At 34.9% G+C, this 13044-nt stretch carries 13 protein-coding genes, 2 tRNA genes and 1 rRNA gene; 3 read left to right on the top strand and 13 right to left on the bottom strand.

Going from position 1 to position 13044, the window contains the following annotated elements; genetic code table 11:
• Positions 1-73: 73 nt before the first annotated feature.
• The 5 genes from murF to NW240_RS06125 form a co-directional block, all read right to left on the bottom strand.
• Entirely contained in the window at positions 74-1480 is a 1407-nt protein-coding gene (murF, locus tag NW240_RS06145) for a UDP-N-acetylmuramoyl-tripeptide--D-alanyl-D-alanine ligase (protein ID WP_258436618.1), read from the bottom strand.
• Positions 1481-1491: 11 nt separating this feature from the next.
• Positions 1492-2577: a D-alanine--D-alanine ligase gene (locus NW240_RS06140; RefSeq protein ID WP_258436617.1), complete on the bottom strand. Its 1086-nt coding sequence runs from the start codon at positions 2575-2577 to the stop codon at positions 1492-1494.
• Complete coding sequence (locus NW240_RS06135; RefSeq protein ID WP_258436616.1) at positions 2574-3356, bottom strand: hypothetical protein; 783 nt, start codon at positions 3354-3356, stop codon at positions 2574-2576. The genes NW240_RS06140 and NW240_RS06135 overlap by 4 nt, the downstream gene beginning before the upstream one ends.
• 90 nt (positions 3357-3446) lie before the next feature.
• On the bottom strand, positions 3447-4007 hold the full coding sequence (locus NW240_RS06130) for a LemA family protein (protein ID WP_258436615.1): 561 nt from the start codon (positions 4005-4007) through the stop codon (positions 3447-3449).
• A gap of 125 nt (positions 4008-4132) precedes the next feature.
• Positions 4133-4840: a glucosamine-6-phosphate deaminase gene (locus NW240_RS06125; protein WP_258436614.1), complete on the bottom strand. Its 708-nt coding sequence runs from the start codon at positions 4838-4840 to the stop codon at positions 4133-4135.
• A 238-nt stretch (positions 4841-5078) separates the two neighbouring features.
• Here NW240_RS06125 and NW240_RS06120 point away from each other — a divergent pair, with 238 nt between their 5' ends.
• Both NW240_RS06120 and NW240_RS06115 read left to right on the top strand, forming a co-directional pair.
• A complete protein-coding gene (locus NW240_RS06120) occupies positions 5079-5711 on the top strand; it encodes a hypothetical protein (RefSeq protein ID WP_258436613.1) in 633 nt (210 codons plus the stop codon).
• A gap of 347 nt (positions 5712-6058) precedes the next feature.
• Positions 6059-6868, top strand: a complete 810-nt coding sequence (locus tag NW240_RS06115; RefSeq protein WP_258436612.1) for a helix-turn-helix domain-containing protein — start codon at positions 6059-6061, stop codon at positions 6866-6868.
• A 41-nt stretch (positions 6869-6909) separates the two neighbouring features.
• Here NW240_RS06115 and glmM read toward each other — a convergent pair whose 3' ends face one another.
• The 4 genes from glmM to yidD form a co-directional block, all read right to left on the bottom strand.
• The gene (gene glmM, locus NW240_RS06110; protein WP_258436611.1) at positions 6910-8265 is read right to left on the bottom strand and encodes a phosphoglucosamine mutase; all 1356 of its coding nucleotides are present in this window, start codon (positions 8263-8265) and stop codon (positions 6910-6912) included.
• Between the two features lie 56 nt (positions 8266-8321).
• A complete protein-coding gene (locus tag NW240_RS06105; protein ID WP_258436610.1) occupies positions 8322-9293 on the bottom strand; it encodes a YbbR-like domain-containing protein in 972 nt (323 codons plus the stop codon).
• Positions 9286-10149, bottom strand: coding sequence for a diadenylate cyclase CdaA (gene cdaA, locus NW240_RS06100; RefSeq protein WP_258436609.1), 864 nt, complete (start codon positions 10147-10149; stop codon positions 9286-9288). Before cdaA ends, NW240_RS06105 begins: the two co-directional genes overlap by 8 nt.
• Positions 10150-10210: 61 nt before the next feature.
• The gene (gene yidD, locus NW240_RS06095; protein ID WP_258436608.1) at positions 10211-10456 is read right to left on the bottom strand and encodes a membrane protein insertion efficiency factor YidD; all 246 of its coding nucleotides are present in this window, start codon (positions 10454-10456) and stop codon (positions 10211-10213) included.
• 80 nt (positions 10457-10536) lie between these two features.
• On the opposite strand from yidD, the gene NW240_RS06090 reads away from it, so the two are divergent.
• Positions 10537-11622, top strand: a complete 1086-nt coding sequence (locus tag NW240_RS06090; protein WP_258436607.1) for a Xaa-Pro peptidase family protein — start codon at positions 10537-10539, stop codon at positions 11620-11622.
• Positions 11623-11668: 46 nt separating this feature from the next.
• Here the strand turns inward: NW240_RS06090 and NW240_RS06085 are convergent, their stop codons facing one another.
• The 4 genes from NW240_RS06085 to rrf all read right to left on the bottom strand — a co-directional run.
• Entirely contained in the window at positions 11669-12475 is an 807-nt protein-coding gene (locus NW240_RS06085) for a formate/nitrite transporter family protein (protein WP_258436606.1), read from the bottom strand.
• 272 nt (positions 12476-12747) lie between these two features.
• Positions 12748-12820: transfer RNA gene (locus NW240_RS06080), tRNA-Thr, on the bottom strand.
• A 24-nt stretch (positions 12821-12844) separates the two neighbouring features.
• Positions 12845-12917: transfer RNA gene (locus NW240_RS06075), tRNA-Asn, on the bottom strand.
• An 18-nt stretch (positions 12918-12935) separates the two neighbouring features.
• Positions 12936-13044 (bottom strand): 5S ribosomal RNA (rrf, locus tag NW240_RS06070); the annotation flags it as partial.

Raw genomic sequence — 13044 nt, 5'->3', positions numbered from 1 at the left:
TTCAACAAGGGACTGAGTATTAAACCCAGCCCCACTATCATCTGTTTATAAAGTTTTTAAACCTTATGGTTGATCATTGTGTCTTGATTCCAGTTAACGCCGTCACTACGCTCAGTAAGTCTACACCGAAGCTTGACTTAACTAGGATGACATCTTCATTTGATGTCTCCTTATTAAGAGCGTTAATCAAACGTTGATGATCTGCTTTTTCATAAAACAACTGTTCCTTTGCAAAGGTCTTTTGCAATTCATCATATAAATAAGCCATCTGGTCGCCAAATAAGTATACCTTATCTAACACGCTTAAGTCCAGTGAATCTTTTAAACTTCGATGGTATTCTTCACTTTTAGCACCTAACTCCCTGATATCACCCAAAACAGCAATTTTACGGCCTGCCCCTTCCACTTCAACATCAGCCAAAGTTTTTAAGATAGCACGCATTGAAGTTGGACTGGCATTATAGGCGTCATTTAAAAGTCTTGCACCATTCTTAGTGGTTAGCCATTGTACTCGATTGGCTGTCAATTTAAATTGAGATAATTGAAAAATAGCCTGCTCAGTAGGAACTTCTAATAATTTAGCAATGCTCAAAGCAATTAGTGCATTGGTTACATTATAGGCACCGATAATTGGTATAGAGCATAACACATTCTCATCAATATTCGTTCGGAAAAAGGTTTTATTATATTCTTGGTTAATGTCATAGGCATAAAATTCATAGTCTTCTTCAAAACCAAAGCGATAACTTTTTAAATTAGCTTGTTTTTTTTGAAGTTCTACTTCAATTAAAGGTTCGTTGCCAGGGTATAAGAAAATACCATTTGAAGTCAAGCCATCTAAAATTTCCAATTTTGCTTGCGTAATACCCCGTCTACTTCCCAGGAATTCTAAGTGACTTTCTCCAATAATTGTAACCACAGCAATATCGGGCTCAGCAATTTTGCTTAAGCTGCTAATCTCACCAAAATTACTCATCCCCATTTCTAGGACACATACCTGAGTCTCGGCTGGCATTTGTAGTAAAGTATAAGGCATACCTATTTCATTATTATAATTGCCTTGTGTTTTATGAACAATGTATTTAGAAGTTAAACTCATGGCTGTCATGTCTTTAGCAGTTGTTTTGCCGTTACTTCCCGTGATCCCTATCACAATAGGCTTAATAAGATGGCGGTAATAATTGGCTAATTGATGGAATGCTGCTAATGTATCTTCAACCTTAATGACAATCAATTGTTCAGAGGGTGCTTCTTCTAAAGGACGTGACCAAAAACAAGCCTTAGCACCATTATCAATAGCATTTTGAATATAGTCATGACCATCCGTTGTCCCTCCTACTAATGGGACAAACAAACTAGCATTTTGTATTTTACGCGAGTCAAATTCTACACTGGATATTTCGTGGTCTAGTACTGACTGATAAGCGGACGGATTTAGTTTTAAAGTCTCGATGATTTCGTTAATTTGAATTGCTTTCAAACACTCGCTCCCTATCCTTTATAACTTTTCATTTGAGATCTAATCTGATGGCGACTCAAACCTAATTGAATAAGTTCTTCAATTAAGTCCCGGTATTCTAGACCTGTTGCTTTCCATAGGCTTGGATACATAGAATATTGGGTGAATCCTGGCATGGTATTTAACTCATTAATATAAATATCATGATTAGAAGTGACAAAAAAGTCCGCTCTCGCTAAACCAGAGCCATCAATCACTTGATAAGCTTTTTTAGCATATTTTTGAATTTCTTCACATAAACTCTCAGGTAGATCAGCCGGAATCTCCATTTCAACCGTATTATTAATATATTTTTCAGAATAATCGTAGAAATCTTGGGTCTTGACCAATCGGCCAACACAAGAAACATGAATATCCTCATTACCTAAAACGGCTACTTCACATTCATCCGCGCTAATTCCTTGTTCAACAACAATGCGACGGTCATATTTCAAGGCTTCATTGACTGCTTCAATCAGCTGATATTTATCTTGAGCCTTGGAAATTCCAACACTTGAACCCATATTGGCTGGCTTGACAAACATTGGATAGAGTAAGGTTCCTTCAGCTTTAATAATTAAGCTCTCTTGCTGACTTTTCCATTCGACATCATCGAAAGAAACGTATGGAACTTGAGGAATACCTGCTTGAGTAAATAGAGCCTTGGAAATAATTTTATCCATACCATTTGCTGAAGCAGTAATTCCCGCTCCAACATATGGCATATCTAGAACTTCTAAAAAACCTTGAATGGTTCCATCTTCACCATTGGGACCGTGTAAAACAGGAAAAACAATGGCATTTTCCTCTTGAATATCACCCGGTTTGATAATAATTCCTTTTGAAGGAATATTTGTGGTTGACCATTCTGCATAATCTGATTCTTTAAATATCAATTGTTGATCACCTAAAGAAGGCTCATTCATTTCTGGACCTTGAATCCATTGACCGTCTTTAGTGATGTAAATAGGTTGCACGGTATATAAATTGTACATAATTGCTTGCGAAATATTATGAGCTGAAATGATAGAGATCTCATGCTCAGCACTTTGCCCACCGTATAATAAAAATATTTTCATTGAGTTCCCTCCGTCTTGTCTTCAAACTGTTGGCTTAAGTCTTCAATACGCCATTGACTCGTTGATTCTTGGTAAATTATCTGACCAACAGCATCTTTCCGATCGAAATTACGTGTTAAATAAGTTAAGTCATCCTCAATTATGTAGAGAGGGATACTCCAAGTATCGTTTTCTTTAATGGCTTGATTTAGATCAATTTTTAACCCATTCATAAATAAGGGGCTTAGTTCTTCTACCAGTCTAACTGGCATTGTTGATACTAATTTCTTCCGTCTAGTGAACCACCTAACATTTTCATTAATTATGTCAGATAGATGTTCACTTAAAGACCGAGCAAAACGACCATAAAAATGAGACATATGTCGATAATATATTTTATTTAGGCCATTTGACATCGTCAAATACACATAGTTATTTTGCAACTTATAAAAAAAAGGCGATCGCAATGCTTTATTGGCATGAAAAAGGTAGAGTAATTCTGAAATTTCAACTGGTGTCAATTGGTGCATCATTTCAATACTATCAAAATCAATCCAGTTCGACATACGACGTCCTTCTTTTTGACAAAGTTCAAAATAATCTAAAACTTCTGTCTGGTTGCGTAGAATTTTAAAGTCCGTTTGAACATCAAAGCGACCGAATTCTTCAGGAGCGTTTGCTAAGATAATATTTTGGGGTAAATATTGACGATTGAAATCTATTGTTTTTAGGGTGATTCCTCGTGTCATAAAGTAATTGGTAACAGCGTCATAATGTACATAAAGATTAATTCGATTCATTCTCTACCTCCTTCCTTCAAAGCTCGGTACCTCACATTCTACTCTCTTTGATTTCCAATGCAAAGCCTAATTTTAAAGAAGGGAAAAATATTAATTAAAAGATACTTGAGGTGCTTTACGAGCAGCTTCTGGAGCTTCTAAATAATTTTTCTCACCAAACCCATGAACTCCTGCCACCACATTGTTAGGGAATACTTGAACTTTTTCATTATAGGTTTGTACACTTGAATTATAAAGTTGGCGAGAAACAGCAATCTTATTTTCTGTATCTTCAAGTGATCTTTGTAATTCTTGGAAATTAGAATTCGCCTTTAAATCAGGATATTGCTCTGATACGACAAGTAAACGTGACAAAGCCGAAGTTAGACTATTAGATTTGCTATTGACTATTTCAGGACTTGCATCTGCTGGTAGATTAATTAACTGTTGACGCGCTTTGGTCACATTTTCTAGCGTTTCGCGTTCATGCTTAGCATAACCTTTAACAGTTTCAACTAAGTTCGGTATTAAATCGTTTCTTCTTTGAAGTTGAACATCAATTTGACTAAAGGATCCTTCTACCCCATTACGAGCCTTTATTAAATTATTATAAGCACCTACCCAAAAGAGGGCCACTACAACCACTATCCCCAATAAAATATACATAAACATATGCTTGACACATCCTTTCATATAATTCTATTATAAGCGATTTCAATAAAAGAGTGAACATAAAGGTGTTTTCTTTAATATCTTAAATGCAGGCATGATGAGACTTGATTATTTATTTTAAGACTTTAACGATTTAACAAGGATGCTGCTTCTTTATCTAAGAGCACATAGACATTCGGATGCTTTTGTAAAACACTAGCTGGTAAGTCTGATGTGATAGGACCTTCAATCATTCCACGAACAGCTTGAGCCTTTTGACTACCAAAAGCCATAATAATTATTTTTTTTGCTTTTCTGATTGCTCCTACGCCCATCGTGATTGCTTTAGTCGGTGTTTCTTCTTTGGATGCGAAAAAACGCTGATTATCATCAATGGTAGATTGCGTTAGGTTGACCAAAGAGGTATTAGCTTCTAAATCGGACCCAGGCTCATTAAAACCTATGTGGCCATTCGAACCCAAGCCTAACAATTGCAAATCGACCGGATTTTCTTTAATGACTTGATCATAACGTGCTAACTCATCTTCAATATCCTTAGCCTGTCCATTAGGAATAAAAGAAGCCTTAAAGGGTTTATTCTTGAAGAGACGATCATGCATATAATAAGCATAACTTTGAGGGTTCTCACCTTCCAATCCAACATACTCATCCAAATTGATTGAAACAGCCTGACTGAAATCAATATCTGACTGACTTAAAAGCTCATATAATCTCTCAGGGGTCGAACCAGTGGCCATTCCATATACATTAGCCCCCTCTTGTTGGCTACTCTTAAATATTTCTAAGGCTCTTAATGATGCCTCTTCTGAACTATTATAGATTTCAATTCTCATGAAAATCCTCCTTAAGTATTAGGCTTTTTTCTTTTAAGTATTTTATCATTAAATATATATTTAAAAAAGCGACAAAAATGACATTCTTCTCAAATTCGCAACATTCACGTAACAAACCACATAAATTAAATAAATAGTGATAAACTAGCATTGACAAATAATTAGGGAGGAGAGTATAGAAGTGCTTGAGCAAAACCATTTAAAATTGACCCATTCGAAGACTATTATATACTTAATAATGTTGCTTAGTTTTTTTGTCATTACTATAGATTCTCCCTCTACTGAAGCTAAGGCTTCAAATTATCATAGACTTTCGAGTCCAGTTGAGACTAAAACGGTAAAAAATCCAAGTGACCAACAAACTACATCTGTTGAGAAACCTAAGGATGAACCGACAACCACCCAGGAAGTGATTGCGCCTACTCCACCGATTACTTATGATCCAGATGAAATTACCCAAACAAGTCGTCAGTCAAGTAGAGATGAATCAACCATAACAACTGCACAAATAACCACAGTCATTAGTGATAATGATAGTAATAGCCAAGAAAATACAACTACTCAAGAAAAAATTAATCCCTCTGAATCGGCCCGACAATCTACAACTTCAATAGAAAAAGTATTTGAAGCCGGTAAATTAACAGTTGTTAAAAAAGGTACTGTCCCATTAGAATACATTCTCACTGAATTCGCTACTCACCTCTATGAAAATTCCGATTTAGTTCAAAACCTCTATTATCAAGGAATTTTCCTGATTCGCCATTTATTAATTATTCCGGATGCAGATGTCTTTACCTTATTTGATCATAAAATTATTCAATGGCTCAATCTTTATACAGAATATTTTATGCAAAATAAGATAATTCTGTAATCATCAGTCTTCTCGTAATTAATATAATTTTTTTCTGCATCATTCGTTATCAAAGTTTTTATGAGTGTCTTATGTCTATTTTGCGCACCATTGTTTTAAGTCTCACAAAGATTTGGGTGTCGCATTATAATTTCTTATTGTTTTAATAAGTTTTTTTAAAAATCATTAGTTAAGTTTAAAAATATTTAAATCTTAAAGCTTAATCATAGAGGATTAAGCTTCTTTTTGTTAATTAAATTATCATATAAAGTTTTTAACAATCTGACTATACCAATCGGAATAAGATTAGTGTATAATATTATTAAAATGATATATTGTATGAAACATATAAAATAAGGAGGGTCGCTATGTATATTTCTAATATTAATTCAGCTTCTGTTAAACTAGATGGTATTCAATCCGAAAAAATCACAGCCAGTCAAAGATTTACAATTGAATCTTCAGATAAATTAGTTTTAATTTATGTTCATAAAGGGGCAGCTGACTTTATCTCTGGAGAGAAAATAGGTAATTTTAAGAAACGTGATATTATCATCTTAAATCCAAACCATTCGATTGATATTCAACCGATACGTAAATTAGAATGGATACGTGTTGAAATTTCCGGTATTTTATTTACTTCATCTGCTGAAATTGAATCAATGGATAATATTTTTATCGTTTCTGATCATTCACAAACTATAAAGAACTACTTAGATCTTGCCCTTATCGAATATGAGCAGCCCTTTAGAGGGTCTGAAATTGTTTTAAGAAAACTAATTGAGTGTGTCATGGTTCATGTGCTCAGGCACCATGAATTATCAATTAAAGACTCCTCTATTCAAGTGCGACACCAAGAAATCGAAATGATTAAAGAATACATTCGTGAGCATTTTTCTGAGAAAGTCACCCTTGAACAACTTTCTGATATTGTAGATATTAATAAATATTATATGATCAGACTTTTTAAACAACAAACAGGGCTTTCACCTATTGATTACCTTATTCATGTGCGATTATCTGAAGCAGAAAAACTTTTAGCTCAAACTTCTATTACTATTTCAAAGATTTCTGATATTGTTGGGTTTCATTCTCCTTCACACTTTTCAAAAACATTTAAAGAAAGTAATCACATGACACCTTCAGCCTATCGACGTAAATTTTCGAATCTAGTATAAATAAACAAAGCGCTTCATGAATTTTTCATGAAGCGCTTTGTTTATTCAATCCCTCTAACTTGACGGATAACATCCGCAATTTGATTAACATATTTATCCACTAATTCATCCGTTGCTGCCTCAGCCATTACTCTTAACAATGGTTCTGTTCCACTTGGACGAACTAAAATTCTTCCTTCTCCGGCCATTTCTTTTTCAACAGAATCAATTACTTGTTGAACCTCTGCTTCTTCTAAAACGGTATGCTTATCTCTCACGCGAACATTGACTAACTTTTGAGGATAGACTGTGACTTCTCCTGCCAATTCAGAAAGTTTCTTGCCTGTTTCACTGATAACGGCCATTAATTGTACGGCTGTTAAAAGACCATCTCCTGTTGTATTTAAACTTAAGAAGACGATATGCCCAGATTGCTCGCCACCTAAAGTATAGCCACCTTCACGCATAGCTTCTACTACATAACGGTCTCCTACATTAGTTTTTAAAGCGGTCATTTCATTGGCTTCTAAAGCTTTATGGAAACCTATATTACTCATAACCGTTGAGACGATTGTATTGTCATTTAACCGTCCTTTTTGCTTCAAATGATTGCCACAGATAAAGAGTATCTTATCTCCATCGACTAAATTGCCCTTCTCATCAACAGCAATTAAACGGTCTCCATCACCATCAAAAGCTAATCCTAAATCCACTTCTTTTTCCTTAACTAAAGCTTGCAAAGCTTCAGGATGAGTTGAACCCACCTGATCGTTAATATTTATACCATTAGGTCGGTCTCCCATTGTATAAAAATCCGTATCTAAATCAGCAAACAATTGATTAATTAAGGGTGCAGTAGCTCCATTTGCCGCATCAATAGCCACTTTCAACCCACTTAATTCAACCGAAATGGTTGATTGTAAGAAATTCAAATATTTTATTGTTCCTTCATGGAATTCGTCAACTAAACCTAAACCTTCAGCAGCTGGTCGTGGTAGATTATCTTCTTCTGAATCTAACAATTCTTCTATTTCTTCTTCTTGCTGATCAGATAATTTAAAACCATCAGCACCAAAAAACTTAATGCCATTGTCTTCTGCAGGGTTATGTGAAGCAGAAATCATGATACCTGCCACAGCGTTTTGAGTTTTAGTTAAATAGGCTACAGCTGGAGTAGGCACAATTCCTAATTGCATCACTTCAATCCCAACCGATAAAAGTCCTGCGGTTAAAGCCGCTTCTAGCATTTGTCCAGAAACCCGTGTATCTCTAGCAACTAAGACTCTTGGTGTTTCAACGGATTCTGCATGCTGTAGAAGAACATACCCTCCATATCGACCTAATTTGAATGCTAGTTCTGGACTTAACTCCTGATTAGCAACTCCTCTAACACCATCTGTTCCAAAATATTTTCCCATTTTCTTCTCCTTTATGAATCTTCTAAATGAGCTTTCTTAAATCTTCTAAATTAGACTTATTGATTTAATTTAACTGGCTCAATCGTAACTTCTACTTTTGCTTCATTGATACTAGCACTTGAAATACCACTTGGTAAGTTCAGTAGCCCTACTACTTGGCCAGATTCGGTCTGATTTGAGACATCTACCACCAGTTCGACTTCTTTAATCTGATTAAGGATTTTTTGACTACCAAATAGTATGACTTTATCTTGATCAATAATTGAATACCGATAATTATTTTTTGTATTGTCTTCTCCTATTGCAGTAATTTTCAACGGAAATTCTTTCGAATTTTGGACAATATTAATTTGTGCCTTAATATCCATCGTTTCTGAGTTCACATCGAGAAGCTTTCCATCTTTATCTAATATTTGTAAGCGATAATTGCCTGCAAATGATTCTGCAACCGGTTGATTAGAGCGAATACTAATTCCTACAAAATCAATGGCATTAATTACTTTTTGGCTGCCTACCAATTTAACTTCCTTAGGGTCAATATCAACAGACTCTACCTTAAAATCGGATTCTAATTGAAGATCATCAAGTGAGACTTCAACGGGAACTGTCACAACTTTACGTTGTTGGACCTCTACTTTTACTTTGGTAGGTGAGATAGTATAGGTAATTTCGTCTGGTAAGCCATCTATTAATAGAGTTAATTCCTGATTACCAATTTGGCCTGTTGAAATTTTTTCCGTTTGTACCATGATATTTTCGCGAGTTACTTGATTTAAAATGTTCTTGGGTCCATCTAAGCGAACAGTTACACTTTCTTTAAGATCACTAACGTAAATATCATCAGGATGTTCGCCTAAATATAAAGGCACATTATACAAAGTCTCCGATGTGTTAAAACTCGAAGCTAATTGTGAATTGATGGCTGCATTACGTGCGTTATTTTCGTTAGTAACGAAGGTATAAATAAATAAAGCGAAGATTAGTGAAATAACCCCCACAGCCCAATTTTTTTCAAATATCTTATTCATTATTTTTGCCTCCTTTACTTGATCGCATCATGTTAAAGAGGTTTTTGACAATATTTGAATCTTGTCGTTCGGAATCTTCTTTTCCTATTTCTGTATATAGATATTTATTAAGCAACTCATGAAGCTCGTCTTTATCTAGGTCACGATGTAAAAAATCATTTTTTACAATACTAATTGCGCCCGTTTCCTCGGATACTATCAAAGTCAAAGCATCTGTCTTCTCTCCCAGTCCAATTGCCGCTCGATGCCTTGTTCCCAATTCCTTAGGAATTAACTTACTTTCTGAAAGTGGTAAATAACAAGAGGCTGATGCAATTCTAAAATCATTTATGATAACTGCGCCATCATGTAAAGGCGTGTTGGGAATGAAAATATTGATTAATAGTTGACTAGAAATTACTGAATCTAATGCTGTACCTGTACTAATATATTCTTCTAACGAATCTTCTGCTTCAATCGAAATTAGAGCCCCTATTTTACGCTTAGACATGTAGAGTAAAGACTTTTTTAAATCTTCAATTAACTCTTCACTTGGATTCCGTGAAGATTGTCTGTTTCTGAACAGGATTTTCCCTAGATTTTCTAAAACTTTTCGTAATTCAGCTTGAAATAAAATAATTAGGGCTACTACTCCCCATGAAATAACTTGCCCCAATAACCAATCGATTGTTTGTAAACCAATTCCTTGACTTAAAAACTTAGCAAAAATAATTAAACCTATCCCTTGTAAAAGATTCATCGCACGAGATTGTTTAGCATAGCCAATTAAACGATAAATAATGAACCAGACAATAAAAATATCCAGTAAACTAACTAATGGATGGTTGCCTAAGAATTGATTGAGCCACTCTAGCATCCTTTCACCTACTTTCAACTTAATTACTATTTTAACATAGACTTATTGACCCATGGTAAAATTATTTATTCACCCATTGCCGTCTCAAAGTAAAATGGTCTGGCACAGGATCTAATCCTCCCTCACGGAAGGGGTGACACCTTAAAATACGCACTAAACCCATTAACAGACCTTTCAGTGCTCCAAATCGTTCAATTGCTTGAATCGTATAGCTAGAACAAGTTGGTGAATAACGACAAGAAGGAGGTGTTAAAGGGGAGATGTATTTTTGGTAGAATCTTATTAGTTTTATGAAAATCTTGTTCATTTTTTATCTCCTATCGTTACAATAACTATTTTCTTCTATTATAATAGTTTATGTAAAAGATACCAAGTAGGAGGAAAATTATGAACAAATTAGCCCTAAAAAAACTAATAGCTGCTATGCGAGACAATGACATGTCACAATTTTTGATATCTGATCCCTCTACAATCGATTATTTAGTGGGATACTACACGGATCCTGGTGAAAGACTGTTATTACTATCAATTAAGAGCAATGGACAGATGCAACTCATACTCAATCGTTTATTCCCTACTTTCAAGGAAAAAGATAATCTGACTATTAAATACTATAATGATGGAGAACCCATTATTAAAGAACTAGCCGAAGGCTTAGAGTCAGGGAAAATCGGTATTGATAAGAACTGGCCAAGTCATTTTTTAATTGACTTAATAAAACAATATCCTAATGGAGAATATATTAATGGTAGTCTTTTAGTTGATAAAATCCGCGCTATCAAATCAAAAGAGGAAATTGATATCATGAGGGAAGCATCTCATCGAAATGATCAAGTGATTCAAGCGCTTATAAAAAAAATTAATGCCTCTACTAGTGAAAATGAATTAAAAGAATATCTAGCTTCATTATATAAAGAATACAAATGCGAAGGCTTTTCATTTGAACCCATCATCGCCTATGGTCCTCATGGCGCTGATCCTCATCATAATACCGACGATAGCTTACCTCAAGTCGGTCATAGCATTATTATTGATATTGGATCACGTTATAATGGATATTGTTCAGATATGACTCGAACTCTCTTTTTTGGTGAAGTGTCTAATAAGCATAAGGAAATCTATCAGACAGTGTTGAAAGCAAATGAAGAGGCTATAAAGCAAGTAAAACCCGGAGTATCATTTGCTTCAATCGATTTAGCTGCTAGAAAAATTATTGAGGATGCAGGCTATGGTGAATACTTCACACATCGTACAGGACATTTTATTGGTAGAGATGTTCATGAATATGGAGATGTTAGTCAACATAATCACGATCTAGTTGAAGTGGGCAATGTCTTCTCAATAGAACCCGGTATTTATCTTCCAGGTGAAATGGGAGTCAGAATTGAAGATCTTGTTGTTGTCACAGAAACAGGTTGTGAAGTCATCAACTTAGCTAGTAAAGAATTAACAATTCTTCCTAATAAAAAATAAAAATAACCCTTGTGGCACGATATGCCACAAGGGTTTCTTAATAGAATTAATCATGCAGTGGGAGTCCAGCATCATTTAACCATGCGTAAACTAAACCAATTACTAGTCCGCCACCAATAAAGTTAGCAATCCAAGCTACAGCCCAAGCTGAAAGTACAGGTAATAATTGAATCACTTCTGCTTGATAATTACTAAAAGCAACCAAACTAAATGATCCAAAATTAGCCACGACGTGCTCATAGCCTAAAAAGACGAACATGAAGATAGCGCCGAAAACAATAACAATTTTGGAAATTTCTTCTTTAGCTAAAAGATAACCAAGAATAGCAATATTTACAAAAGTGTTTGCTAAAATTCCTTCAATAAAGATTAAAGCTAAGTCCTTACCTAATTTTCCATTGACTGTATTTACAATGAAGCTTTCAGCTGTCAAATGACTGAAAGCTCCGGTTTGTGCCACAATGAAGGCTGCTAAGAGAGCGCCTATTAAATTACCTAAGGTACAAAACAGCAAAATTTGAATGGTCTTGTTAGGGCTTATAAACTTGTGATAAGTGCCTGCCGTTAAATACATCATATTTGAAGTAACTAATTCTTGATGTAAAAATAAAATAAATAAAAGACCAAAAGCAAAAAGGAAAGAATAAACAAACTTGCCGATATGTGGAGCTCCAACATTTATATAATCTGCAGCATAAACACCAATGGCAGTAGCTAAAACCAACATAGCTCCAGCATACATGGAGCGAACAAAATAACGCGCTTTACTCTGATCGAATAATCCGACCTTCTTATTCACCGAAGATTCAATGATTTTGACAAACTGTGACTCATTTACAATATTTTCTTTCATTCTGCAACTCCTTTAAAGTTATTTAACAACATTCTATAGTTTAGAGGTTTATTACTTTATTATCAAGTTAAAATAGTAGAAAGTCTGACAAGAATAGTAAAAGTTTTAAAAATCTCAATGAAAGGAAGTTATACATTTTGATTCTATTAAAATAATTACTATTAGAATCAAAAACCTTAAAAGAATAATAAGTACATGAAAAAAAGCCAATTAGAAAGAATTATCAGCGATTCCAACTAAAAGGCTTTAAAATTGTAAGTTATCCATATTTAAGCCACCTGCCGGGATTGAACCGGCGACCTCTTCCTTACCATGGAAGCGCTCTACCTGCTGAGCTAAGGCGGCAAAATAAATATATAAAAAAAAAAACTCCGCCAGTAGGGCTCGAACCTACGACATCATGATTAACAGTCATGCGCTCTGCCAGCTGAGCTATGGCGGAATAACTTTGATATGACACGCGTGGCAACGTCCTACTCTCACAGGACCAAAGGTCCAACTACCATCGGCGCTAAGAAGCTTAACTGCTGTGTTCGGCATGGGAACAGGTGTGTCCTTCTTGCCATCAT

Source organism: Facklamia sp. 7083-14-GEN3 (genome assembly GCF_024742075.1).
Taxonomy (GTDB): domain Bacteria; phylum Bacillota; class Bacilli; order Lactobacillales; family Aerococcaceae; genus Facklamia.
Note: the sequence above shows the minus strand (reverse complement) of the source record. Positions and strands in the feature narration are given on the sequence as shown.

Bases quoted from the DNA above. Each gene is read 5' to 3' on its own strand.
- NW240_RS06140 (WP_258436617.1), bottom strand. From the start codon at position 2,577: ATGAAAATATTTTTATTATACGGTGGGCAAAGTGCTGAGCATGAGATC.
- NW240_RS06135 (WP_258436616.1), bottom strand. From the start codon at position 3,356: ATGAATCGAATTAATCTTTATGTACATTATGACGCTGTTACCAATTAC.
- NW240_RS06130 (WP_258436615.1), bottom strand. From the start codon at position 4,007: ATGTTTATGTATATTTTATTGGGGATAGTGGTTGTAGTGGCCCTCTTT.
- NW240_RS06125 (WP_258436614.1), bottom strand. From the start codon at position 4,840: ATGAGAATTGAAATCTATAATAGTTCAGAAGAGGCATCATTAAGAGCC.
- NW240_RS06120 (WP_258436613.1), top strand. From the start codon at position 5,079: ATGTTGCTTAGTTTTTTTGTCATTACTATAGATTCTCCCTCTACTGAA.
- NW240_RS06115 (WP_258436612.1), top strand. From the start codon at position 6,059: ATGTATATTTCTAATATTAATTCAGCTTCTGTTAAACTAGATGGTATT.
- glmM (WP_258436611.1), bottom strand. From the start codon at position 8,265: ATGGGAAAATATTTTGGAACAGATGGTGTTAGAGGAGTTGCTAATCAG.
- NW240_RS06105 (WP_258436610.1), bottom strand. From the start codon at position 9,293: ATGAATAAGATATTTGAAAAAAATTGGGCTGTGGGGGTTATTTCACTA.
- cdaA (WP_258436609.1), bottom strand. From the start codon at position 10,149: ATGCTAGAGTGGCTCAATCAATTCTTAGGCAACCATCCATTAGTTAGT.
- yidD (WP_258436608.1), bottom strand. From the start codon at position 10,456: ATGAACAAGATTTTCATAAAACTAATAAGATTCTACCAAAAATACATC.
- NW240_RS06090 (WP_258436607.1), top strand. From the start codon at position 10,537: ATGAACAAATTAGCCCTAAAAAAACTAATAGCTGCTATGCGAGACAAT.
- NW240_RS06085 (WP_258436606.1), bottom strand. From the start codon at position 12,475: ATGAAAGAAAATATTGTAAATGAGTCACAGTTTGTCAAAATCATTGAA.